At 64.5% G+C, this 22,666-nt stretch carries 23 protein-coding genes and 1 tRNA gene; 18 read left to right on the top strand and 6 right to left on the bottom strand.

The features are described 5' to 3' along the window. Nucleotides 1-36 precede the first annotated feature (36 nt). The 5 genes from ACQRCJ_RS01475 to ACQRCJ_RS01455 all read left to right on the top strand — a co-directional run bounded on the left by ACQRCJ_RS01475 (nt 37) and on the right by ACQRCJ_RS01455 (nt 3,524). Nucleotides 37-708, top strand: a complete 672-nt coding sequence (locus tag ACQRCJ_RS01475) for an adenylate kinase (protein ID WP_006006223.1) — start codon at nt 37-39, stop codon at nt 706-708. Nucleotides 709-938: 230 nt separating this feature from the next. Then, nucleotides 939-1,262, top strand: coding sequence for a hypothetical protein (locus ACQRCJ_RS01470; protein ID WP_006006222.1), 324 nt, complete (start codon nt 939-941; stop codon nt 1,260-1,262). A gap of 55 nt (nt 1,263-1,317) precedes the next feature. Further along, nucleotides 1,318-2,112, top strand: coding sequence for an ABC transporter ATP-binding protein (locus ACQRCJ_RS01465; RefSeq protein ID WP_297139998.1), 795 nt, complete (start codon nt 1,318-1,320; stop codon nt 2,110-2,112). Then, nucleotides 2,109-3,272, top strand: a complete 1,164-nt coding sequence (locus ACQRCJ_RS01460; RefSeq protein WP_168934497.1) for a SufB/SufD family protein — start codon at nt 2,109-2,111, stop codon at nt 3,270-3,272. Before ACQRCJ_RS01465 ends, ACQRCJ_RS01460 begins: the two co-directional genes overlap by 4 nt. Nucleotides 3,273-3,448: 176 nt before the next feature. Beyond that, a tRNA-Ile gene (locus tag ACQRCJ_RS01455) sits at nt 3,449-3,524 on the top strand. Between the two features lie 88 nt (nt 3,525-3,612). On the opposite strand, the gene eutC is transcribed toward ACQRCJ_RS01455, so the two are convergent. The 6 genes from eutC to ACQRCJ_RS01425 all read right to left on the bottom strand — a co-directional run bounded on the left by eutC (nt 3,613) and on the right by ACQRCJ_RS01425 (nt 9,690). Further along, nucleotides 3,613-4,437 carry an ethanolamine ammonia-lyase subunit EutC gene (gene eutC, locus ACQRCJ_RS01450; protein WP_302261181.1) on the bottom strand — a complete coding sequence of 275 codons (825 nt, stop codon included), beginning with the start codon at nt 4,435-4,437 and terminating at the stop codon, nt 3,613-3,615. Continuing rightward, nucleotides 4,427-5,797, bottom strand: a complete 1,371-nt coding sequence (locus ACQRCJ_RS01445; protein WP_300706353.1) for an ethanolamine ammonia-lyase subunit EutB — start codon at nt 5,795-5,797, stop codon at nt 4,427-4,429. Before ACQRCJ_RS01445 ends, eutC begins: the two co-directional genes overlap by 11 nt. Nucleotides 5,798-6,344: 547 nt before the next feature. After that, the gene (locus ACQRCJ_RS01440; protein WP_204625174.1) at nt 6,345-6,644 is read right to left on the bottom strand and encodes a hypothetical protein; all 300 of its coding nucleotides are present in this window, start codon (nt 6,642-6,644) and stop codon (nt 6,345-6,347) included. A gap of 337 nt (nt 6,645-6,981) precedes the next feature. Next, nucleotides 6,982-8,475, bottom strand: coding sequence for a fused MFS/spermidine synthase (locus ACQRCJ_RS01435; protein ID WP_289615973.1), 1,494 nt, complete (start codon nt 8,473-8,475; stop codon nt 6,982-6,984). 40 nt (nt 8,476-8,515) lie between these two features. Next, nucleotides 8,516-8,989: a tRNA adenosine(34) deaminase TadA gene (gene tadA, locus ACQRCJ_RS01430; protein ID WP_370684896.1), complete on the bottom strand. Its 474-nt coding sequence runs from the start codon at nt 8,987-8,989 to the stop codon at nt 8,516-8,518. Between the two features lie 35 nt (nt 8,990-9,024). Continuing rightward, nucleotides 9,025-9,690: a TIGR00730 family Rossman fold protein gene (locus ACQRCJ_RS01425; protein ID WP_427799207.1), complete on the bottom strand. Its 666-nt coding sequence runs from the start codon at nt 9,688-9,690 to the stop codon at nt 9,025-9,027. A gap of 278 nt (nt 9,691-9,968) precedes the next feature. Here ACQRCJ_RS01425 and ACQRCJ_RS01420 point away from each other — a divergent pair, with 278 nt between their 5' ends. The 13 genes from ACQRCJ_RS01420 (at nt 9,969) to ACQRCJ_RS01360 (ending at nt 22,661) form a co-directional block, all read left to right on the top strand. Continuing rightward, nucleotides 9,969-11,579, top strand: a complete 1,611-nt coding sequence (locus ACQRCJ_RS01420; protein WP_204625177.1) for an MBL fold metallo-hydrolase RNA specificity domain-containing protein — start codon at nt 9,969-9,971, stop codon at nt 11,577-11,579. Nucleotides 11,580-11,752: 173 nt separating this feature from the next. Continuing rightward, entirely contained in the window at nt 11,753-12,304 is a 552-nt protein-coding gene (gene rsmD / locus ACQRCJ_RS01415) for a 16S rRNA (guanine(966)-N(2))-methyltransferase RsmD (RefSeq protein WP_168934504.1), read from the top strand. Beyond that, entirely contained in the window at nt 12,289-12,843 is a 555-nt protein-coding gene (gene coaD, locus ACQRCJ_RS01410) for a pantetheine-phosphate adenylyltransferase (protein WP_006006201.1), read from the top strand. Before rsmD ends, coaD begins: the two co-directional genes overlap by 16 nt. 1 nt (nt 12,844) lies before the next feature. Continuing rightward, nucleotides 12,845-13,759 (top strand): tRNA (adenosine(37)-N6)-dimethylallyltransferase MiaA, encoded by a 915-nt coding sequence (gene miaA, locus ACQRCJ_RS01405; RefSeq protein WP_204625179.1) that lies wholly within the window; start codon nt 12,845-12,847, stop codon nt 13,757-13,759. A gap of 485 nt (nt 13,760-14,244) precedes the next feature. Next, nucleotides 14,245-15,231, top strand: a complete 987-nt coding sequence (locus ACQRCJ_RS01400) for a nine-heme cytochrome c (protein WP_168934506.1) — start codon at nt 14,245-14,247, stop codon at nt 15,229-15,231. Between the two features lie 15 nt (nt 15,232-15,246). Continuing rightward, nucleotides 15,247-16,368: a sulfate respiration complex iron-sulfur protein HmcB gene (hmcB, locus tag ACQRCJ_RS01395; RefSeq protein WP_427799206.1), complete on the top strand. Its 1,122-nt coding sequence runs from the start codon at nt 15,247-15,249 to the stop codon at nt 16,366-16,368. Next, the gene (gene hmcC / locus ACQRCJ_RS01390) at nt 16,369-17,583 is read left to right on the top strand and encodes a sulfate respiration complex protein HmcC (protein WP_006006190.1); all 1,215 of its coding nucleotides are present in this window, start codon (nt 16,369-16,371) and stop codon (nt 17,581-17,583) included. Between the two features lie 15 nt (nt 17,584-17,598). Next, nucleotides 17,599-17,754, top strand: coding sequence for a hypothetical protein (locus ACQRCJ_RS01385; RefSeq protein WP_168934509.1), 156 nt, complete (start codon nt 17,599-17,601; stop codon nt 17,752-17,754). 298 nt (nt 17,755-18,052) lie between these two features. Beyond that, the gene (gene hysD, locus ACQRCJ_RS01380; protein WP_006006186.1) at nt 18,053-18,550 is read left to right on the top strand and encodes a NiFeSe hydrogenase maturation protease; all 498 of its coding nucleotides are present in this window, start codon (nt 18,053-18,055) and stop codon (nt 18,548-18,550) included. Between the two features lie 16 nt (nt 18,551-18,566). Next, nucleotides 18,567-18,818 (top strand): HypC/HybG/HupF family hydrogenase formation chaperone, encoded by a 252-nt coding sequence (locus ACQRCJ_RS01375; RefSeq protein ID WP_006006184.1) that lies wholly within the window; start codon nt 18,567-18,569, stop codon nt 18,816-18,818. 326 nt (nt 18,819-19,144) lie between these two features. Beyond that, a complete protein-coding gene (ileS, locus tag ACQRCJ_RS01370; RefSeq protein ID WP_427799205.1) occupies nt 19,145-21,964 on the top strand; it encodes an isoleucine--tRNA ligase in 2,820 nt (939 codons plus the stop codon). Continuing rightward, a complete protein-coding gene (lspA, locus tag ACQRCJ_RS01365) occupies nt 21,964-22,464 on the top strand; it encodes a signal peptidase II (RefSeq protein WP_168934511.1) in 501 nt (166 codons plus the stop codon). Before ileS ends, lspA begins: the two co-directional genes overlap by 1 nt. Beyond that, on the top strand, nt 22,461-22,661 hold the full coding sequence (locus ACQRCJ_RS01360) for a PLDc N-terminal domain-containing protein (protein WP_006006176.1): 201 nt from the start codon (nt 22,461-22,463) through the stop codon (nt 22,659-22,661). Before lspA ends, ACQRCJ_RS01360 begins: the two co-directional genes overlap by 4 nt. Nucleotides 22,662-22,666: the final 5 nt, after the last annotated feature.

The raw sequence follows: 22,666 nt of genomic DNA, 5'->3' as shown, positions 1-22,666 counted from the left end.
ACCCAACAACGGTCCGTCTCAATAAGGAGAAGCGCCATGAATATCCTCATCTTTGGTCCCAACGGCAGCGGCAAGGGCACCCAGGGCAACCTGGTCAAGGCTAAGTACAATCTTGCTCACATCGAATCCGGCGCCATCTTCCGTGAGCACATCGGCGGCGGCACCGAGCTGGGCAAGAAGGCCAAGGAATACATCGATCGCGGCGACCTGGTGCCCGACGACATCACCATCCCCATGGTGCTGGAGACCCTGAAGACCAAGGGCAAGGACGGCTGGCTGCTGGACGGCTTCCCCCGCAACATGGTGCAGGCCCAGAAACTGTGGGAAGCCCTGCAGGCCGAAGGTCTGAAACTGGACTACGTCATCGAGATCCTGCTGCCCCGCGAGATCGCCAAGAACCGCATCATGGGCCGTCGCCTGTGCAAGGAAAACAACAACCATCCCAACAACATCTTCATCGACGCCATCAAGCCCAACGGTGACAAGTGCCGCGTCTGTGGCGGTGAGCTCTCCACCCGTTCCGACGACCAGGACGAAGCCGCCATCAACAAGCGTCACGACATCTACTACAACACCGAGAACGGCACCCTGGCCGCGGCCTACTTCTTCAAGAACCTGGCCGCCGAAGGCAAGACCAAGTACATCGAACTGAACGGCGAAGGCACCATCGACTCCATCAAGGAGACCCTGATCTCCCAGCTGAGCTAGCCTGAGCACGCCTTTCCAGGCCGGGGCCCTGCCCCGGCCTTTTTTTTGCCCGAAAATCCCGGAGCCCGGCCGGAAGCGGCCTTGCCTTTTGCCGCCGCGACCCCATCTTTATAGCGGGGGAAAGGTCCGCCGGCCCGCAGCGAGCACGCGTTCCGAAACAGGGGCCCTACTGGACATGCCTGTCCAAGTTTGCCACTATGCCCCCAACTTCACAGCGAGGTATCAATATCATGCAAGTCTGCATCGCGATCATGCACGGCAATCCCGTCATGCTGGAACTGCGGGAAGGCGTCCCCTACATCAATGACGAACCCCAGCCCATCAAGCACCTGACCGAAGATGACCTCGTGGCCTTCCACGAAGCCGTGAGCGCCATCCCCGACGACGGCGATCCCGGCAATGTCGCCCTTGTCAACGCCAAGCGCGCCGCGTTCATCGTGGACCTGCTGGGCCATGCCGTGGGCGACGAATGCGTCTCCTACCTGACGCATGTGCTGGACCACGTGCACTACGACGTCATGGAATATCTGGGTGAAACCGACCCCCAGGACTAGAAAGCCTGCCGGGCTCCCGCAAGGGGGAGGACTTCCGGCATAATTGAGGGAAACAATGCTTGAGATCCAAGACCTGCACGTTTCCGTCCACGGCACGCCGGTGCTCAAGGGCATCGACCTGAAGGTGGAAGCGGGCGAAACCTTTATCCTGTTCGGCCCCAACGGCTCCGGCAAGACCACCCTGCTCATGACGCTGATGGGCTTTTCCGGCTACGAGGTGACCCGGGGCAAGATCATCTTCAAGGGCCACGACATCACCTACGCCCCCATGTACGAGCGTGCCCGTCTGGGCATCGGCATGTCCTTCCAGCGCCCGCCCACCATCCACGGCCTGCCCACGGGCAAGATGGTGGAACTGTGCGGCCGCGGCCGCAAGATGGACATCCCCGCCATGGCCAAGCGCGTGCATTTCGATACCTTCCTGGACCGCGACGTCAACGCCGGTTTCTCCGGCGGCGAGATCAAGCGCTCCGAGCTGCTGCAGCTCATGGCCCAGCAGCCCAACCTGCTGCTTTTCGACGAGCCGGAATCCGGCGTGGACCTGGAAAACATGGCCCTGGTGGGCAAGACCGTGCGCAAGCTGCTGGACGGCGTGCCCGACTGCTGTAGCGCCACCCTGCGCGAGCAGGGTCGCCAGCGTTCCACCAGCGGGCTCATCATCACCCACACCGGCCACATCCTTGAATACGTCAACGCCGACCGCGGACAGGTCATGTATCACGGCAAGCTCTGCTGTGAAGCGCGCCCGCGCGTCATCCTCGACCATATCGCCCAGCACGGCTACCAGGAATGCCTGCGCTGCCTGGCCGGCGACATGTTCGGCAAAATCGCGGAGGCTCCCCTGGTATGAGCAGCATCGACCTTTCCCGTTTCAACTTCAGCGGCGGTGAGAACTCCGCCCCCATCGAAGATCTGACCCGTCTGCCCCAGGAAGACCAGCAGCGCCTGGTCCTGGCCGGCATCGACGTGCACGACACCAAGGTCAGCGGTGCCTTCATGCAGCTCAACCATGCCGACGTGCACTGCACCACCCGGCAGGAAGGCCTGGACCTCATGGACATCCGCGCGGCCCTCAAAAAGTTCGACGGCCTGCCGCAGTACTACTGGAAGCTGCTCGATCCCAACAAGGACGAGATCACCCGCATGGCCTACGAGCACCTCAACGGCGGTTACTTCGTGCGTGCCCGCAAGGGCGTGAAGATCAGCCAGCCCGTGCAGTCCTGCATGTTCATCAAGGGCAATGCCGCCGGACAGGCCGTGCACAACATCGTGGTGGTGGAAGAAGGCGCCGAGCTCAACATCCTGGGCGGCTGCGCCACCTCCCAGCACAGCAATGATGCCGCGCATCTGGGCATCACCGAATACTATGTGGAAAAGGGCGGCAAGCTGACCTTCACCATGATCCACAACTGGGGCGACTCCACCACCGTGCGGCCGCGCTCGGCGGGCGTGGTGGAAGCCGGGGGCGTGTTCCAGAACAATTACATCCTGCTCAAGAGCGTGGGCAGCCTGCAATCCTATCCCCGCATCGACCTCAACGGCGAGGGCGCCGTGGCCACCTTCAACTCGGTCATCGTGACGCCCACGGGCTCCTACGTGGACAGCGGCAGCGCCATCCACCTCAACGCGCCCCACACCCGCGGCGAGATCATCTCCCGCACCCTGACCACCGGCGGCACCATCATCAACCGCGGTTTCATCGGCGCTTCGGCCACCCCGGTCAAGGGCCATCTGGAGTGCAAGGGCCTCATCGTGGGCGGCGGCCGCGTGCATGCCATCCCCGAACTGGACAGCTGCCGCGACGGCGTGGAACTCTCCCACGAAGCCGCCGTGGGCAAGATCGCCCAGGAAGAGATCGAATACCTCATGGCCCGCGGCCTGGACGAGGACGAAGCCACCTCCACCATCGTGCGCGGCTTCCTCAACGTGGACATCATGGGCCTGCCCGCGCCCCTGAAGAAGGCCATGGACGAACAGATCAGCAAGCTCAACGCCGGCGGCGCCATGTAGCGCCCCCGCTGCGATACCTGCCTGTTGCGGGGCTGTCCGTACATGCGGGCAGCCCCGTTCGTTTTTGCGGAACCGCACAGGCCCGCCCGGCTGTCCCCGCCGGAGCCCGGCCCTCAAGCCCTGCCGGAAGGGCTTGACCGCCAAGCGTCCTTCCGGCTATAGTTCGCTTCCTTCGTGGGCCTATAGCTCAGTTGGTAGAGCCTCCGGCTCATAACCGGCAGGTCCCAGGTTCGAGTCCTGGTGGGCCCACCAATATTTGAAAGGCAGGTTCCCTTCGCGGAAACCTGCCTTTTCATTTTTCATAGATATCCCGGTGTCCTGCCGGGCCTCCCCGTCTTCCCTATCCCAATGCCCGCGTCTCCGCGAACGGCAGATAGCCGGGCGGCACGTCGTCCTTGAGATCCACACCGGACAGGCGCCGGACAAGGGCATTCTCCACCAGATAGCAGAGTTTGCGCACGGCCTCCTCCACGGGCAGGCCCGCGGCGCGCACGTTGGAGATGCAGTTGCGGGCCTCGTCGGTCAGGCCGGGCGTGGGCGCGTGGGTCATGTAGACGCCCAGCGAATCGGGCGAGCTGAGGCCGGGGCGTTCGCCCACCAGCACGACCACCAGCCGCGCATTGAGCAGGGCCGCCACATCGTCGCCCACAGCCACGCGGCCGAACTTCACCAGAGCCACCGGCGCGGCACTGAGCCCGGCAGCGGCCGCTTCTTCCAGAAAACGGGACGCGAAGGGCACGGCGTTCTCGTGCACGGCCCGTGCGGACAGGCCGTCACAGATGACCACGCTCACGTCCGGCGCACTGCCGGGATGCGCGTCCATCCAAGCATCCAGCAGCTGCCGCGAAGCCACGGAAAGACGACGCCCCTTGTCCGGCCGGGTTAGATATTCGTTCCTGTCCGCCACCGCGCTGCTCAGGGAGAGGCATTCCAGACCGTGGGCGGCCAGACCGGCGCGCACCTGTTCTTCATCCAGCGGCGTCATGACGGCATCCCGGGCGCGGGCATGGGCCAGACGGAATTCCAGCCAGCGCTTCACGGGCAGGCTCACCCCGCAATGGCCCAGACCGATGCGCGCATCGGTGAAGCGGCGCAATTCTTCCCAGGGGTCCGGCGTCACGATGGCGGGCGCGGCGCCCGCGAGCTCATCCTGCCTAGTTGCCATGGCCGCCCTCCTCCAGTTCCCGGCCCAGAGCGGCCATGCCCCGGCGCTCACCGGGCGGCAGTAGCTCGCCCGCGGCGGACAGGATGCCCATGCGCTCCAGCCAGGCTTCGAATTCCGGTGCGGGCCGCTTGCCCAGCACCCGCCGCAGCCAGGCCACATCGTGGAAAGACGTGGACTGGTAGCCCAGCATGATGTCGTCGGCACCGGGGATGCCCATGACGAAATTGCAGCCCGCCACGCCCAGCAGGGTCAGGAGCATGTCCATGTCGTCCTGGTCGGCCTCGGCGTGGTTGGTGTAGCAGACGTCCTCGCCCATGGGCAGGCCCAGCAGCTTGCCGCAGCAATGGTCCTCCAGACCGGCACGGATGATCTGCTTGCCGTTGAACAGATATTCCGGCCCGATGAAGCCCACCACCGTATTGACCAGCAGGGGCCGGTAGCGCCGGGCCACGGCATAGGCACGGCATTCCAGGGTCTGCTGGTCCACGCCGAAGTGGGCCCCGGCGGAAAGCGCGCTGCCCTGCCCGGTCTCGAAATACATGACGTTGTCCCCCACCGTGCCGCGCTTCAGGGAGAGGGTGGCGTCCCAGGCCTCGTCCAGCAGGGACAGGGAGATGCCGAAACTGGCATTGGCCTTTTCCGTACCGGCGATGGACTGGAAGCAGAGGTCCACGGGCACGCCGCGCCGGATCATCTCCAGGGTGTTGGTGACGTGGGTCAGCACGCAGCTTTGGGTGGGGATGTCGTAACGGGCGATGACATCGTCCAGCAGGCGGAGCAGGCGCCCGATGGCGGGCAGGCTGTCCGAAGCCGGGTTGATGCCGATGACCGCGTCCCCGGAGCCGTATTGCAGGCCGTCGATGACGGAGGCCAGCACGCCGCGCGCGTCATCGGTGGGATGGTTGGGCTGCAGGCGCGAGGAAAAACGCCCCGGCAGGCCGATGGTATCGCGAAAGCGCGTCACCACGCTGCACTTGGAGGCCACCAGCACCAGATCCTGGATACGCATGAGCTTGCTGGCCGCGGCCACCATCTCCGGGGTCAGGCCCGGCGCCAGGGCCGTCAGGGTCGCCGTGTCCGCGGCAGGGGTCAGCAGCCAGTCGCGCAGCTGGCCCACCGTGAAGGAGCTGACCGGCGCAAAGGCCTGCGCATCGTGGCTGTCCATGATGAGCCGGGTGACCTCGTCCGTCTCGTACGGCACCACGCACTCCGACAGGAAACGCTTCAGGGGCACATCGGCCAGGGCCATCTGGGCCCGGATGCGCTCCTCCTCATTCTCGGCCGCGATGCCGGCCAGCACGTCCCCCGAACGCAAGGGAGAGGCTTTGGCCAGCAGTTCGCGCAAGGAACATTTTTCCACAGGATTTTCCAGAAGTTGAAGATTGCCCAACGTCACCGCCGCCTGCCGTGCCCGTACCGGGGCCCTGCGGCGGCACCTCAGCCTGATACCCCCTCTGTATAGCCGCAGCCGACGGTCCCGACAAGGCGGATAGGGCCGGAACGCAAAAGCGGAAGAACTGCCCGGAAAGAAGCGCGACCGGCACCGGCCCACCCAAACGCAGGCACATGGCAAGGCACGGCCCCGCTCCTTCCCGGGATGGACGCGATGCCCGTATACCGCCTTGCCTGCCGTAACTGTGTATCAAACTGTACACTCCGGGCCCGGGGCATTGCCTTGCCCGGCCAAAGGGCTATACTTCTTCCATGTTTTTATGACCGGCAGCATGCTGCCGGGTTTCCTTTCTGCCCCCGCGAGGGCGGGACTGCTCCCCCGCATCCCGTCCCATCAAGGACCGCCCTTTTCCGACGGTCCTTTTTTCATCCCTTATGGACACGAAAAGGGCGCTGCATGTGCAGCGCCCTTTTTTCCTCAAACAGCACCTCTGGGAAGGCACAGACTGTCCCGGCTACTTTTCCTGCTCGGCCTCCCCGATCCAGGTCTGCAGGGCGTCCACGATCTTGCGGGCCTGATCGGCGCTGGAAATGGTGAACTTGCTCTGCTGCCGGTATTCGCCGCCCATCTTCTTGTAGCGGCGGATCACATACTTGTCGGGGCCGTAGGACGAGGTCTGCGGCTTCCACTCCTGATAGCGGAAGAGGATAGTGGTCCAGGCGCCCTTGCTCAGGACGATCTTGTCCAGTTCCTTGAGGATGATCTGTCCGTTCTCCTCATATTCCACTGTGAGATCATCGATGGATTCGCTCAAAACTGCCTTCCTTGCGAACGCGCACCCGGGACGTGCACGGTTGAAGTAAAGAGTCTGCACGGGCCGCCAGGGCCGTGCCATCCCTCTCATGGCGCACAATCTACGCATTTCGGGGCCAAACGGCAAGCCTGCCCCCCTTGGGCGGGCATGGCTGCGGCCCGCACAGGCGCATGCGGCTTTCCCGGCTCCGCGCAGTATGGGACCCTGCCCCCTGCCGTTTCCCCCCAAACGGATGGCCGTGCCGCCCTCTCGCCGCAGAAAGTGACGAAGGGCACGACCTGCCGCAACGGGCCTGACCACATCAAGGAAATCACAGAAGAAGGACGAGCTCTCCGGCTCAGGGACGCCGCAGCAGCGACAGGGCGAAACGTTCCACCGGGGCGAAGTCGTCACGCAGGGGCTCCGTAACCGGCAGGGAAGGACGATAACGGCAGGCCAGCATGGCCGCCATCTCCGGCGAATGCCCCGGGCCGTCACGCAGGGCCGCGGCCGTGGCGGCGTCGCTGAACGCCAGCACCATCAGGTTCTGCAACTGGCCGGGATGCCCGGGGTCGGTGACGCAAAAGACCTCCACCCGGGCGAAATGCCGTTGCAGCCCGGCATGGATGGCCCGCAGCAGGCGGCCGTCCTCGCCTTCCACAGCAGCGATGACGTTCATGGCCAGCACGCCGCCGGGGCGCAGGGCACGGCGCATGGCGGCAAAGGCCTCCTGCGTGCCCAGATGGAAGGGGATGGAATAGCAGGAGTTGAACACGTCCACCAGCAGGATGTCATACTGTTCCCGCTGCCGGTTGAGGAAGGTCCGGGCATCGGCATGGATCAGGCGCAGACGCGGGTCGTCCCCGGGCAGGAAGAACCAGCGCCGGGCCACGGCGCTCATGCCGGGATCCAGCTCCACCACGGTCAGGCGCAGGTCTGCGGCGTCCAGCCCGCTCTTGCCGGACAGCAGCCACTTGGGCACGGAGCCGCCGCCCCCGCCCAGCATGAGGATGTCCCGGGCCTGCGGACGGGCCAGCACGGCCAGGGCATAAAAGCGGGTGTAGTCGAAATAGAGCTCGTCAGGATCGTCCAGATACATGCCCGACTGGCTGTAGTCGGGATCCGTGGAGAGGATGCGCACCGGCCTGCCCCTGTCGCGGCTCTCGTGGATCAGCATGCAGTTGTAGGGGCTCTCCACCATCAGGGGGCCTTCCGTCCGGCGGAACTGCCGGTCCCAGACGGCCAGCAGGAGCAGCAACAGCACAAGGCCCAGCCGCCCCCAGGAGCGGGAGGGCTCGGCCGGCAGCGAGAGCAGCAGCAGGCCCAGGGCCACGCCCCAGAGGATGGTGCCGCTGGCAAAGAAGGAGATGAGGACGAAGCCCCCCAGGAAGGTGCCCACGATGCTGCCCGCCGTGGACAGGGCGTACAGCCGCCCCACCGTGGCGCCGGACGTGGCCACGTCCCGGATGCGCAGCCGGATGATGTAGGGGCTGATCATGCCGCAGCACAGGGCGGGCAGGGCCAGGATGCCCAGGGCACAGGCCACGGCGGCCAGATGGATGTCCGTGATGGCGACGCTCAGCGCCTCCCCCACCAGACGGTGCGTCCCGGCGGCCAGGGCGCTGCCCAGGGAAGCTCCCGTCAGGATGAAGGCCAGCCCCCGCCGGGAAAGGTGCCTGTCGGCCAGGCGGCCTCCCAGCCAGGCCCCCACGGCAAGACAGGCCAGCACCACGCCGATGAGGCTGGTCCAGACCACGGCCGAGGTGCCCACATGCGGGGCCAGCACGCGCGCGCCCACCATCTCCAGCACCATGACCAGGGCGCCGCAACAAAAAGCGATGATCTCCAGCATCGTCGTCCCGTACGCGGGCGTACCCGCAAAAAAAGCGGGGTCAGTCCCGCCGTCCGGCAAAGAAGTCCTGCAACAGGTCCACGCTTTCCCGGGCCAGCACGCCGCCCATATGCCAGACCCGGTGATTGAAGAAAGGCTGGTCCAGCGTCTCGGTGCAGGAAGTCACGGCACCGGCCAGCCTGTCGGCCGCCCCGTAGACCACCCCGGCGAGCCGGGCATGGACCAGGGCCGCGGCGCACATGGCGCAGGGTTCCAGGGTCACCACCAGCACCCCGCCGCCCAGACGGTAATTGCCGCTGGCGGCCCCGGCGGCCCGCAGGGCCAGGATCTCGGCATGGGCCGTGGGATCGTGCAGGGCCACGGGCCGGTTGTGGGCGCGGGCCAGCAGACGGCCATCCGCCGCCACCAGCACCGCGCCCACAGGCACTTCGTCCTCGCGGGCGGCCTGCCGCGCCTCGTCCAGGGCCAGACGCATGAGGGACTCCCAGCTCCAGCCCGGCGGCGCGGAAGGCACGGGCCCGCCGCAGGGGCGTATCAGCGCCCCGTTGCTTACAAGATCACGATCTTGCACAGATGCTCCACCACCTGCTCGGGCGTGTCGCACACCGTGACGAGCTTGTCGATCTCTTCCCGGTTGATGAAACCGCCGTTGGCCATGCTCGTGCGCAGCCACTCCAGCAGGCCCGCCCAGTAGGAGGAATTATAAAGGATGATGGGGAAGGGCCGGATGCGTCCGGTCTGGGCCAGCACGAAGGCCTCGGACAGTTCGTCGATGGTCCCCATGCCGCCGGGCATGACCACATAGGCCATGGCGTACTTCACGAACATGAACTTGCGGGTAAAGAAGTAGCGGAAATTGCAGCGCGTCTTCACATACTGGTTGCAGCCCTGTTCGTGGGGCAGCTCGATGTGCAGGCCCACGGAAACGCCGCCCGCCTCGGCAGCGCCCTTGTTGGCCGCTTCCATGACGCCGGGGCCGCCGCCGGTGATGACGCCGAAGCCCTTTTCCACCAGCATCCGGGCCAGACGCTCGGCATCCCGGTATTCGGGCATGTCTGAGGTGGAGCGGGCCGAGCCGAAGATGGACACGCAGTTGGTGCCCAGCTTGTTCAGGGTATCCAGGGCCTGGACCATTTCGGCCATGATGCGGATGGTGCGCCAGGACTCCGTGGTCATGGCATTGAGATCGTCGATGACGTTCTGCCGGATCTCCATGAAAGCCTCCTTGTTGCGAGGATCGCAGAAATGTTTCAATCCACAGTCGCCCCATCCGCCGACTGGCTCCGCGACCGACGGATAGGGGTCGTGCGGATCAGCCCTTCCTGAAGGGGGAGGTCTCAAACCAAAAAAGAATTTTTGATGAACATCCATCTTAAACCGCCCGGAACAGCCCGTCAAAGGTTTATGGGGCCTTGCGCTTCCGGGGCAGGAAGCGCATAGTGAAGAATCCCCCGCTTGCATCCGGCAAGCAGAACATCACCCCGGAGCATCCCATGAAAGTCCAGTTTCTCGGCGCTGCCCAGACCGTTACCGGCTCCTGTTATATGATAGAGGCCTGCGGCAAGCGTTTCTGTATCGACTGCGGCATGCACCAGGGCAACAAGGCCATCGAGGAGCGCAACCGCAATCCCCGTCCCTACGCCCCTGGCAATATCGACTTCATCCTCGTGACCCACGCGCATATCGACCATTCCGGTCTGCTGCCCCTCATGGTGCGCGAAGGTTTCAGCAAGCCCATCTACTGTACCAAGGCCACCAGCGAACTGCTGGACATCATGCTGCAGGACAGCGCCCACATCCAGGAGATGGAAGCCCAGTGGGAAGCCAAAAAGTACAGCCGCCGCGGCCTCAAGAACCCGCCCGCAGCCCTGTACACCACCGAGGACGCCCTCAAGACCGCCGAGCTCCTGCACCCCGTGGCCTACCATGAGGACTTCGAGCCCGCCCCGGGCATCAAGGTCACCTACTATGATGCGGGCCACATCCTCGGCTCCGGCTCCCTGCGCCTGGAAGTGACCGAGGACGACAAGACCACCAGCATCATCTTCTCGGGCGACATCGGCCGTCCCCAGGCCCTCATCGTGCGCGACCCCGAAAGCCCGCCCAAGGCCGATTACATCTTCATGGAGTCCACCTACGGCGACCGCAACCACAAGGACGAGGACATCAGCGACCAGGAACTGGCCGACGCCATCGCCTACAGCTACAGCAAGGGCGAAAAGGTCATCATCCCCGCCTTTGCCGTGGAGCGCACGCAGGAGATCCTCTACTGTCTGCACATCCTCCAGAGCAAGGGCAAACTGCCCGCGGACATGCCCGTCTTCGTGGACAGCCCCCTGGCCATCCGCGCCACCGAGGTCTTCCGCCGCAACCGCGAGCTCTTCGACGAGGACGCCCAGAAGATGCTGCACCAGGGCGACGACCCCTTCGAGCTGCCCAACCTGCGCTACACCCTGTCTGCCGCGGAATCCCAGAGCATCAACGACTACAAGGGACCGGCCATCATCATCTCGGCCAGCGGCATGTGCAACGCGGGCCGTGTGCGCCATCACCTCAAGCACAACATCTGGAAGCCCGGGGCCAGCATCGTCTTCGTGGGCTATCAGGCCGTGGGCACCCCCGGCCGCAAGATCGTGGAAAAAGCCAGCAAGATCACCCTGTTCGGTGAAGATATGGACATCGCCGCCCGCATCTACACCATCAACGGCTTCTCCGCCCACGCCGGGCAGGACCAGCTGCTCTCCTGGCTGGAGCCCCTGGTCCACGACAAGGCCAACGTGGTCCTGGTCCACGGTGAAGAAAAGGCCCAGACCACCCTTTCCGGCCTGATCAAGGAAAAGTTCGGTGTGACCCCGCTGGTGCCCGGCTATATGGAAGAGATGATCCTCGAAGGCCATCAGGTGGCCCAGACCGTCCAGCACGAGGCCCTGGCCCATCCCCGCATCAACTGGGACTTCCTCACCGGCGAAGTGGAACGCAAGTGGGGCATGTTCAAGGGCAAGCTGGCCGACGTGGAGCAGAGCCCCTGGGTCCAGCAGACCGAACTGCAGGACGCCCTGGCCAAGATGGATTACGCCCTGACCCGTCTCCTTTCCCGCATGTGACCGTCTTACGGGGCGCGGCCTTGGGGCCGCGCCCTTCCGCGCTTTACGGGATGCCCCGGCCGCCCATTGACGGAAGGGCCGCCCCGCAGGTACAAGTCTTTTCCCTGCCCTGAGGGCACCCTTTGTACAGCCAACCGCCGTTCATCCACGGCACAGAAAATACAGGAAAAACCATGCGCATCATCTCCGGCAGACTGGGCGGCAGACGCATCAAGACCGTGGAGGGCGAAGGCTACCGCCCGGCCATGGGCAAAACGCGCGAATCCCTGTTCTCCATGCTCACCTCGCGGGGCGTGGTCTGGGAAGGGGCGCGCGTGCTCGACCTTTTCGCCGGCAGCGGCAGCCTGGCCTTCGAAGCCGTGAGCCGCGGCGCCGAGCTGGCCGTGCTGGTGGAGAATTCCGCCGTGGCCGCCCGCTGCCTGGCCGACAACATCCGCCAGCTGGGCGTGGAGGACTGCGTGCGCCTGATCCGCGACGACGTGCGCAAGACCCTGAACAATACGCCCATGGGCTGTTTCGACCTGGTCTTCCTGGACCCGCCCTACCGCAAGAACCTGCTCAACGCCACCCTGCAGGGCCTGCTCAAACGTAACTGGCTGGCGCCCGGCGCCCTCATCTGCGCCGAGATCGAAAAAGACGCCGTCGTGGCCGCTCCCGACAGTCTGGAACTGCTGGTGGAACGCCATTTTGGTCAAACCCGCATACTGATATGGACACTCGCATGAAACTGGCACTCTATCCCGGCACTTTCGACCCCCTGACCAACGGGCATCTGGCCCTCATCCGCCGCGGCCTGGCCGTCTTCGACCAGATCGTGGTGGCCGTGGCCGACAATACGCCCAAGTTCCCCCTCTTCTCCCAGGAAGAGCGCGTGGCCATGGCCCGCGAGGCCGTGGGCGACGACGACCGCATCCTGGTGGAACCCTTCACCGGCCTGACCGTGGAGTATGCGGCCAAGCGCGGGGCCTGTGCCATCCTGCGCGGTCTGCGCGCCGTCTCGGACTTCGAATACGAATTCCAGCTGGCCCTCATGAACCGCCGCCTGCAGCGCGACATCCAGACCGTGTTCCTGATGACCGACTACCAGTGGCTGTTCATCAGCTCCACCATCGTCAAGGCCGCGGCCAGCCACGGCGCCGACATCGTGGGCCTGGTGCCCGAGAACGTGCGCCTGCGCCTGATGGAAAAGTACCAGCGCGGCGAAGTGCGTCAGGCCACCCCCTGCCTCTCCGCCCCCTACGGCGGCTTCCGCGTCAACAAATAAGATGGCCGCGCCCCTGCCCGTCATCTGTCTGGCCGGCCCCACGGGCTGCGGCAAGACCGCCGCGGCCCTGGCCCTGGCCGAAGCCCTGGGCGGCGAGGTCATCAACGCAGACTCCCGCCAGGTCTACAGCGATTTTCCGCTCATCACGGCCCAGCCCTCGCCCGAGGAACAGGCCTGCTGTCCGCATCACCTGTACGGCTTTCTGCCCACGGAACAGAAGATCAGCGCCGGCCGCTGGGCCGACCAGGCCGTGGCCGAGGCAAAGGCCGTGCTGGCCCGGGGCCATGTGCCCCTGCTGGTGGGCGGTACCGGCCTGTACTTCCAGGGCCTGCTGCACGGCATCGCCGAGATACCGGCCATCGATCCGGCCATCACCGCCGCCCTCACGGCCCGGCTGGCCGAGGAGGGCCCGGCGGCCCTCCATGCCGAACTGGCCGCCAAAGATCCCGCCTACGCGGCCCGCATCCATCCCAATGACCGCCAGCGCATCGTGCGTGCCCTGGAAGTGCTGGCCGGCACCGGCCATACCTTCAGCTGGTGGCACGAGCACGGCATGCCCGAACCGCCCTGCGCCGGGCCCTTGCTGGTGCTGGACATGGAGCTGGATGCCCTGACGCCCCGCCTGGCCCGCCGCATCGACCTGATGCTGGAACAGGGGGCCCTGGACGAGGCCCGCGCCGCCCGGCGGCGCTGTGACGATGCCGCGGCCCCCGGCTGGTCCGGCATCGGCTGCGCCGAAGTGCTGGCCCATCTGCGCGGCGAGCTTTCCCTGGAGGAATGCCGCCGCCTCTGGCTGCACAACACCCGCGCCTATGCCAAGCGCCAGCGCACCTGGTTCCGGGCCCGCAGCGAGGCCCGCTTCTTCGCCCCGCAGGATCTGGACGGCCTGCTGGCGGCCGCCCGGCAGGCCTGCTGAACCGGGGCGGGCGGACGCCCGCTCTCCCCTCCCCAGCCGGCAGATAGATCACGGCACCATGCCCGGCACGGCCGCGGTATGGTGCTTTTTTCATGCCCGTACGGAGGTCCTTCCCCGCAGAGAGCAGGGCCCGGCCTCTGGAGCCCCCTTTTTGACGCGTGTCACAAGAGATTTCTCAAAATATTTCTTGACATCCCGCCCGTTCTCCCCTCCCGCCCACTCCCGCCTTCTTTGCCTGATCCGTTCCCGAAACAGGGCCAGCCGCAAGGATTTTTCCCGCCGCGGTCCCCTTTTTCTCCAGCCCGGATGCCCCAATACCAGCGTACAAGTAAGCTTTTCTGCTCGCGACCTCCCCTTGACGTGGCCTTGTGCCTGCGATAACTTGCCACACATTATTGGTGTGTTTGGCTCATGAGAGCCGGAGGACGCCCGCGGCTCCACGCTGCGGGAGAATGGGGAAAAGTCTGTTTCAAAAGGACGAGCACATGAGGAACGGTAAAGCACTGCTTTTGGCGGCGGTGATTGCCTTGGCCGGCGTGGCCTGTCTGATGCTTCCCGAAGCCAACCGCGCTGTGGCGGTGGGTCTGGAAGAATCCGACGCGGAAATGCCTAATGCCACGGTTCTCTTTCCGGTCAGCGAAAAGCCCAATCCCAAGGGCGCCAGCATGACGCCGGTGACATTCAACCATCAGGCTCACGTCGACAAGATCGACGATTGCACGGCCTGTCATCACACGGGCGACATGGTGGCCTGTAGCACCTGTCATACCGTGGAAGGCAAAGCCGAGGGCAACTTCATCAACCTTGAGCGCGCCATGCACGCCACCAAGATTGCCCCGCGCAAGGATGGCGTCACGCCCAAGAGCTGTGTGAGCTGCCACGAAGAGCAGTACAAGGAACGCCGCGAATGCGCCGGCTGCCACGAGATCGTCACTCCCAAGCGTGACGACCAGTGGTGCGGCGTCTGCCACGTGGTCACCTCCAAGATGACCCCCGAACAGTATCAGCTGGGCGTGGCCGGCAAGCTGTCCGCCGAGGACCGCGTCGCCCTGGCCGAAGCCACCATCGCTGAACGCAAGCCCGTGGACTACCTGGCCCCCGAAGCCTGCCCCTACAAGGTGGAGATCGGCAGCCTGTCCGACAAGTTCGAGCCCAACCTCTTCAACCATCGTCGTCACGTCTCTTCGCTCATGAAGCGCATTGAAGGCGACAATCTGGCCAAGGCGTTCCACAGCGAACCCGAGATCCTGTGCGCCACCTGCCACCATCGCAGCCCCCTGTCGGCCACTCCGCCCAAGTGCGGCAGCTGCCACTCCGCCAAGATCGATCCCCGCGTGCCCGAGCGTCCCACGCTGAAGGCCGCGTATCATCTGCAGTGCATGGGTTGCCATGACGGCATGGACGTTGCCCGTCCCCTCGATACGTCCTGCGCGTCCTGCCACAAGCCGCGTGCGACCGAGAACGCCAACTAGCTGGAGAGTACGATTATGGATCGTAGAAAATTTCTGACCATCCTGGGCAGCGCTGGCGTCGCTTCCGCATTGGGCACGGCACAAGTGGCCAAGGCCGGCGGCACCCATATGTTCCCTTACTATGAAGACAGCTACGGCGTCCTGCACGATACCACCCGCTGCATCGGCTGCCGCAGCTGCGAAGAGGCTTGCAACAAGGTCAACAACCTGCCCAAGCCCGAAAAGCCCTTCACCGACCTTTCCGTCTGTGACAAGCATCGTCGTACCTCCGCCGATGCCTGGACGGTGATCAACAAGTACGAAGTGGGCGGTAAGCCCGTGTTCCGCAAGCTGCAGTGCTTCCACTGCAACGACCCGGCCTGTGCCTCCGCCTGTTTCGCCAAATGCTTCCAGAAGCAGCCTGACGGCAGCGTGACCTACGACGGTTCCCAGTGCGTGGGCTGCCGTTACTGCATGATCGCCTGCCCCTTCTATGTGCCCGGCTTCGAATACGACGAGGCCTGGGACCCGTTGGTCCAGAAGTGCACCTTCTGCGAACCCCGCCTGAAGGAAGGCAAGCTGCCCGGCTGTGTGGAAGCCTGCCCCATGGACGCCCTGACCTTCGGCCGCCGTTCCGACCTCATCAAGATCGCCCGCAAGCGTATCGCCGAGAACCCCGGCAAATACGTGGACTACATCTATGGCGAATGGGACGCCGGCGGTACCGCCTGGATGGTCCTGGCTCCCAAGCCGACCCCGTCGGCCGTCAAGGCCGCCGGTACGGCCGATGCCGGCCATACCTTCAAGGAACTGGGTCTGGACACCCACCTGGGCAACCGTCCCATGGGTGAACTGACCTACGGCGCCCTGGGTGCCGTGCCCATGATCATCGCCTTCTGGCCCATCCTCTTCGGTGGCGCCTACGGCATGACCAAGCGTCGTGAGGCCATGAGCAAGGCCGCCCAGGAAAAGACCGTCCAGACCGCCAAGGAAGATGTGACGGCCGCCATGGACGCCGCTGTGCGCAGCATCGAGCAGAATCAGGGTCCCGTGGCCGCCGATGAGGCCCGCAAGGCCATGATCCAGGCCCTCAAGGCCCGTGAAGCTCAAAACGGCTGCGACGGCTGCTGCGGCTGCAAGCACGGGGAGGATAAGTAAATGTCCCAGCACCAAATCGTGATCCCCACCAAGGACAAACTGTTCAACCTTGGTGAGTTTTCCCTGCGTCGCCCCGGCAACATGATCACCGCGGTCATCCTGGTCGTGGGCTTCGTACTGACCTTCATCCGCTTCACCCAGGGTATCGGCTCCATCACCAACCTGTCCGATACCATGCCCTGGGGCATGTGGATCGGCTTCGACCTGCTCTGCGGCGTGTGTCTGGCCGCCGGTGGTTACTTCACCACCGTGGCCTGCTACGTCATGGGCATGAAGCACTTCCATTCGGCCGTGCGCCCCGCTGTGACCACCGCCTTCCTGGGCTACGCCTTCGTGGTGTTCGCCCTGCTGTATGACCTTGGTCACCCGCTGCGTCTGCCCTACATGTTCTTCTTCCCCGGCACCACCTCCGTTCTGTTCGAAGTGGGTCTGTGCGTGGCTACCTACCTGACCGTGCTGTTCATCGAATTCTCGGTGGCTCCCATGGAATGGCTGTCCTGCAAGTTCCCCTTCCTCAAGAAGTGGCGCAAGGTCGTGGTGCGCTGCACCATCATCCTGACCATCTTCGGCGTGTGCCTGTCCACCCTGCACCAGTCCTCGCTGGGCGCCCTCTACCTGATCGCCCCCGGCAAGCTGCATCCGCTGTGGTACTCCCCCTTCATGCCCATGTTCTTCTTCGTCAGCTCCATGGCTGCCGGTTGCTCCATGGTTATCTTTGAAGGCATGTGGGCCCACAAGGGCGTGCACCACTACATGGACGAGACCCACCTGCGCGAAGCTGACGAAGTGGTCTTCAGCTTCTCCAAGGCCGGTGCCTTCATCCTCTTCGGCTACTTCATGCTGAAGCTCATCGACATGCTGGTCCAGGCCAACCTGCCTTACCTCTGCACCGGTTACGGTCTGTGGTGGCTGGTGGAAATGCTGTTCTTCGTGCTGACGCCCGCTCTGCTGTATGCCAAGGGCTCTCGCGACCGCAACATCAAGCTCTGCCGCTTCGCTTCCGCCAACGCCGTGCTGGGTATCGTCCTGAACCGTTTCAACGTGTCCATGATCGCCTTCAACTATGCCCTGCCCGCTGACGAGCGCTACTTCCCCAGCATCTGGGAAGTGTGCATCTCCATCTTCGTGGTGACCCTGATCGTGACCGTGTACCGCTTCATCGTCTATCACATGCCGGTGCTGTACGAACACCCCGACTTCAAGGACGCCCACTAGGACAGGAGGAAAATCATGGAATTCCATACCTTTTACGACTACTTCCTCTACACCAAGAACTGGGCCTACGTCATGATGTTCGTGACCCTGCCCGTCTACGTCCTCTACTGGAACACCATGCTGTTCCCCAAGAAGGGCCCCTGGCTCTTTGGTGACGACGACGAGCATTAGGCCGTACGCAAACCACACAAACCGAAAGGGCGGGGGTGACCCCGCCCTTTTTCGTATCTGCGCTCCGGCGCTCGCCCGGGGAGCATTGCTCGCCCGGGAGGATGTTCCATCCGCCGGGCATCCCTCCCTTCCCCGCCATCCCCTTGCGGCTGCCCCGCCGGGCTGCTATGCTGTCGCCTGTCCGTGATCCGTCCCTGCCGGGGCATCCGCGCCTGCACGGCCGGCGCCCATGCGGCACCGGGCACGGCGGACACCACATCCCGCCCCCAGCGGGCGCAACTCCTGTACCGAGGATAGTATGGACAAAGTGCTTGTCATGGGTATCGGCAACCTGCTCCTCACCGACGACGGTGTCGGCGTCCACGCCGCCCAGACCCTGGCCGGGGAATCCTGGCCCGAAAACGTCACCATCATGGAAGCGGGTACCTTCACCCAGGATGTCTTCTATCTGTTCAAGGGCTTTGCCCATGTGCTCATCCTGGACATCGTCCATGGCCATGCCGGCCCCGGCACGGTCTATCATCTGACCGAGAACCAGCTGGTGGACAACGAGAAGCAGCGCCTCTCCATCCACGACATCGACCTGCTGGATTCCCTGCGCATGGCCGAGATGCTCCACGGCTCCCGCCCCAACCTCACCGTCATGGGCATGGAGCCCGCGGACTACACCTCCTGGAGCATGGAGCTTTCCCCCGTCGTGCAGGAACGCTTCCCCGCCTATCTGGACGAGGTCCGCAAGGAGATCCTGCGCCTGTCCCGCCAATACGCCGGGAACGATCCCGACAGTACCTGTTAACCATCGAGGAAGAGTCATGTGTCTTGCCATTCCGGCCCAGGTGGTCGAACTCCAGGAACAGGGCATGGCCCGCGTGCGTGTGGGCGAAAGCCAGACCTACCTTACCGCTTCCATGCTCCTGCTGCCCGAGCCGCCCAAGGTCGGTGATTACGTCATCGTCCACGCGGGCTTCGCCCTGCACAGCCTCACCCCTGAGCAGGCCCAGGAGAGCCTGGCGGCCCTGCGCGAGGTGGCCGAGGCCATCGAAGGGCAGAAACCCCTGTTCTGATCCGCAGCGACAGCAAAGGGCTTTCCCGTGGGAAAGCCCTTTTCATCATCCGGCAGCGGGGTCCGGCCGTTCACCAGCACGTGCCCGCCCCCCTGTCCCCTCTCTCGCCGTCCGCGGCTATTTACGCCAGCTTTCCCTGTCTCCGGCGGGGCCTTTGGCCCACCCGGAAAAGCCCGCATCCGCATGTGCCGGGCAGCGGCCGTGTCCCCGGCTGCGTTTTCCGGCGGAAAAGCGCGTCAGGGCGGCCTTTCCTGCTGCCCTTTCCTTGACTTTACAAACGTATTTGCCGAAACTTAGGCGCTTTTTACATTGCCTGAGGAGCCAGCATGAGCGACTATAAAAAAACCCTGAATTTGCCCAAGACCGCCTTCCCCATGAAGGCCAATCTTGCCCAGCGCGAGCCCCAGCAGCTCAAGCAGTGGGAAGAAACCAAAGCCTGTGAAGCCATGATCGAGAACTGCACCGACAAGGGTGCGTTCGTCCTGCATGACGGCCCGCCGTATGCCAACGGTCATATCCACATGGGCACGGCCCTGAACAAGATCCTGAAGGATATCGTGGTCAAGTCGCGCAACATGCAGGGCTATCGCGCCCACTATGTGCCCGGCTGGGACTGCCACGGCCTGCCCATCGAGCACAAGGTGGAACAGGAACTGAAGGAAAAGAAAAAGACCCTGCCCGCCCACGTGGTGCGCAAGATGTGCCGCGACTACGCCGGCAAGTGGATCGACATCCAGCGCAAGGAGTTCAAGCGCCTGGGCGTGCTGGGCAACTGGGACGATCCCTACAAAAGCATGAACCCCGCCTATGAGGCCGCCACGGCCCACGAACTGGCCAAGTTCGTGGACAAGGGCGGTGTGGTGCGCGCTAAGAAGCCCATCTACTGGTGCTGCTCCTGCCATACGGCCCTGGCCGAAGCCGAAGTGGAATACGGCGACCATACCTCGCCCTCCATCTTCGTGCGCTTCGCCCTCAACGACGCCGCCCTGGCCCAGCGCATCCCCGGCGCCGATCCGTCCCGCGCCTATGTGGTCATCTGGACCACCACGCCCTGGACCCTGCCGGACAACATGGCCGTCTGCCTGCATCCCGAGTTCACCTACGTGCTGGTGGAGACCGGCGGCTGCCAGTACCTGCTGGCCGAAGAGCTGCTGGAAGGCTGCGCCAAGTCCTTCGGCTGGGAAGACGTGACCGTGGTGGGCCGCGCCACCGGTCAGGAGCTGGAAGGCCTCATCGCCCGTCATCCCTTCTATGACCGCCAGTCCCCCCTGATCCTGGGCCGCCACGTGACCCTGGATGCCGGTACCGGCTGCGTCCACACCGCTCCCGGCCACGGCCGCGAGGACTACGAAGTGGGCCTGGCCTACAAGCTGGACGTCTACTCGCCCCTGGACGATGCGGGCCGCTTCCTGCCGTCCGTGGAATTTTTCGCCGGTCTCAACGTCTTTGAAGCCAACCCCAAGGTCATCGAAAAGCTGACCGAAGTGGGCGCCCTGCTCAAGACCGCCAAGATCAGCCACTCCTACCCGCACTGCTGGCGCTGCAAGCAGCCGGTCATCTTCCGTGCCACCACCCAGTGGTTCATCAGCATGGAAAAGAACGACCTGCGCAAGAAGGCCCTCAACGCCATCGACACCAAGGTGCAGTGGATCCCCGCCTGGGGCCGCGACCGCATCTACAACATGATCGAGTCCCGTCCCGACTGGTGCATCTCGCGCCAGCGTCAGTGGGGCGTGCCCATCATGGCCCTGCTCTGCAAGGACTGCGGCGAAGCCTGGAACGACGCCAAGTGGATGCACGAGATGGCCGACCGCTTCGCCAAGCACCCCACGGGCTGCGACTACTGGTATGAAGCGCCCCTGGAAGAGATCGTGCCCGAAGGCCTCAAGTGCCCCCACTGCGGCGGCCAGCACTGGGAAAAGGAAGACGACATCCTCGACGTGTGGTTCGACTCCGGTACCAGCTTCGCCGCCGTGCTGGAGAGCCGCCCCGAGCTCTCCGCGCCTGCCGACCTGTATCTGGAAGGCTCGGACCAGCACCGCGGCTGGTTCCACAGTTCCCTGCTGGTGGCCGAAGGCACCCGTAACGATCCGCCCTACAAGGCCGTGCTGACCCACGGCTATGTGGTGGACGGCGACGGCCGCAAGATGTCCAAGTCCATCGGCAACGTCATCGCCCCGCAGGAACTCATCGACAAGTACGGCGCCGAGATCGTGCGCCTGTGGGTCTCCTCGGTGGAATACCGCGAAGACATCCGCATCTCGGAACAGATCCTGGGCCGACTGGTGGATGCCTACCGCCGTATCCGCAACACCTGCCGCTTCATCCTGGGCACCATCAACGACCTGACCCGCGCCGACCTGCTGCCCCTGGACCAGCTGCTGCCTCTGGACCGCTACGCGCTCCATGCCGCCGCCCAGGTGCATGACCGCGTGCAGGATGCCTACATGACCTACGACTTCCACAAGGTCTACCACACCCTGCACAACTATTGCGTGACCGACCTCTCGGCCGTGTATCTGGACATCCTCAAGGACCGTCTGTATTCCTCCGCTCCCGCCAGCAAGGAACGCCGCTCGGCCCAGACCGCCCTGTACCACCTGCTCTGCATGCTGGTGCGCGACATGGCCCCGGTGCTGTCCTTCACCGCCGAAGAGATCTTCCACCACCTGCCCAACGACCTGCGCGACGACCTGCCTACCGTCTTTGCCCTGCCGCCCGTGGACAGCAAGCCCTATCTGCTGGAAGACGGCGTGCGCGACGACTGGAACGTGCTGCTGGCCGTGCGCGGCGCCGTGACCCGCGCCATCGAGCCCCTGCGTCGCGACAGCGTGGTGGGCCATTCGCTGGATACCAGCGTGACCCTTTATGTGGCCGACGAACTGCGTGAACGCCTGGAAGGCCTGCACACCGACCTGCGCGCCTTCTTCATCGTCTCGCAGCTGCATCTGGCGCCCCTGGCCGAAGCTCCGGCCGACGCCGTGCAGGACGCCGAAGTGGCCGGTCTGGCCGTGGGCGTGGCCAAGGCCGCCGGTGAAAAGTGCGAACGCTGCTGGATCTACAGCACCGAACTGGGCAGCGATCCCGCGCACCCCACCCTCTGCCCCCGCTGTGCCAGGGTCATGGCGGAACTGCCTGAGGCGTAATGCGCAAATATACGATCCTGGGCGGCTACGGCCTGCTGGCGCTGGTCCTTGACCAGCTGACCAAGTGGTGGGCCGTGGCCGCCATCGATCCCCTGCAGCCCGTGACGGTCATCCCCGGCCTGCTGGATCTGGTGCTGGTCCACAACCGGGGCGCTGCCTTCGGCTTTTTGAACCGTTCCGACATCCAGTGGCAGTTCTGGCTGTTCCTGGGCGCGACCGTGGTGGCCGCCGTGGCCATCGTGGCCCTGCTGCGCAGCTCCCGCTTCAATGCCTGGCTCAGTGCCGGGCTGGGGCTGGTGCTGGGGGGCGCACTGGGCAATCTGGTGGACCGCATCCGCTTCCGGGCGGTCATCGACTTTGTGGATGTCTATGTGGGGCAGTGGCACTGGCCCGCCTTCAACGTGGCGGACATGGCCATCTGCGTCGGCGCCTTCCTGGCCTGCATCGTCATCTGGCGCACCCCGGAAGCCCCGGAAAAGAGCAAGGAGAAAAAATCATGACCTTTGCCTGGTGGCACGTCCTGGTGGCCCTGATCCCCATCCTGCCCAACCTCTGGAGCATCTGGCATATCTGGAACCACCGCTTCTCATCCTTCCAGCAAAAGGCCATCTGGCTGGTCATCGCTGTTTTCCTGCCTGTGCTGGGGGGCCTGATCTATATTTTCGCCGGTCGCAAGCACGCCGGTGAAAAACTTTAAAACGG

Origin of the sequence: Desulfovibrio sp. SGI.102 (genome assembly GCF_050314315.1) — a bacterium.
Lineage (GTDB): Bacteria > Desulfobacterota > Desulfovibrionia > Desulfovibrionales > Desulfovibrionaceae > Desulfovibrio.
This window is presented reverse-complemented; position numbering and strand designations above follow the sequence as displayed.

Bases quoted from the DNA above. Each gene is read 5' to 3' on its own strand.
- ACQRCJ_RS01475 (WP_006006223.1), top strand. From the start codon at position 37: ATGAATATCCTCATCTTTGGTCCCAACGGCAGCGGCAAGGGCACCCAG.
- ACQRCJ_RS01470 (WP_006006222.1), top strand. From the start codon at position 939: ATGCAAGTCTGCATCGCGATCATGCACGGCAATCCCGTCATGCTGGAA.
- ACQRCJ_RS01465 (WP_297139998.1), top strand. From the start codon at position 1,318: ATGCTTGAGATCCAAGACCTGCACGTTTCCGTCCACGGCACGCCGGTG.
- ACQRCJ_RS01460 (WP_168934497.1), top strand. From the start codon at position 2,109: ATGAGCAGCATCGACCTTTCCCGTTTCAACTTCAGCGGCGGTGAGAAC.
- eutC (WP_302261181.1), bottom strand. From the start codon at position 4,437: ATGGCAACTAGGCAGGATGAGCTCGCGGGCGCCGCGCCCGCCATCGTG.
- ACQRCJ_RS01435 (WP_289615973.1), bottom strand. From the start codon at position 8,475: ATGCTGGAGATCATCGCTTTTTGTTGCGGCGCCCTGGTCATGGTGCTG.
- ACQRCJ_RS01425 (WP_427799207.1), bottom strand. From the start codon at position 9,690: ATGGAGATCCGGCAGAACGTCATCGACGATCTCAATGCCATGACCACG.
- ACQRCJ_RS01420 (WP_204625177.1), top strand. From the start codon at position 9,969: ATGAAAGTCCAGTTTCTCGGCGCTGCCCAGACCGTTACCGGCTCCTGT.
- rsmD (WP_168934504.1), top strand. From the start codon at position 11,753: ATGCGCATCATCTCCGGCAGACTGGGCGGCAGACGCATCAAGACCGTG.
- coaD (WP_006006201.1), top strand. From the start codon at position 12,289: ATGGACACTCGCATGAAACTGGCACTCTATCCCGGCACTTTCGACCCC.
- miaA (WP_204625179.1), top strand. From the start codon at position 12,845: ATGGCCGCGCCCCTGCCCGTCATCTGTCTGGCCGGCCCCACGGGCTGC.
- ACQRCJ_RS01400 (WP_168934506.1), top strand. From the start codon at position 14,245: ATGAGGAACGGTAAAGCACTGCTTTTGGCGGCGGTGATTGCCTTGGCC.
- hmcB (WP_427799206.1), top strand. From the start codon at position 15,247: ATGGATCGTAGAAAATTTCTGACCATCCTGGGCAGCGCTGGCGTCGCT.
- hmcC (WP_006006190.1), top strand. From the start codon at position 16,369: ATGTCCCAGCACCAAATCGTGATCCCCACCAAGGACAAACTGTTCAAC.
- ACQRCJ_RS01385 (WP_168934509.1), top strand. From the start codon at position 17,599: ATGGAATTCCATACCTTTTACGACTACTTCCTCTACACCAAGAACTGG.
- hysD (WP_006006186.1), top strand. From the start codon at position 18,053: ATGGACAAAGTGCTTGTCATGGGTATCGGCAACCTGCTCCTCACCGAC.
- ACQRCJ_RS01375 (WP_006006184.1), top strand. From the start codon at position 18,567: ATGTGTCTTGCCATTCCGGCCCAGGTGGTCGAACTCCAGGAACAGGGC.
- ileS (WP_427799205.1), top strand. From the start codon at position 19,145: ATGAGCGACTATAAAAAAACCCTGAATTTGCCCAAGACCGCCTTCCCC.
- lspA (WP_168934511.1), top strand. From the start codon at position 21,964: ATGCGCAAATATACGATCCTGGGCGGCTACGGCCTGCTGGCGCTGGTC.
- ACQRCJ_RS01360 (WP_006006176.1), top strand. From the start codon at position 22,461: ATGACCTTTGCCTGGTGGCACGTCCTGGTGGCCCTGATCCCCATCCTG.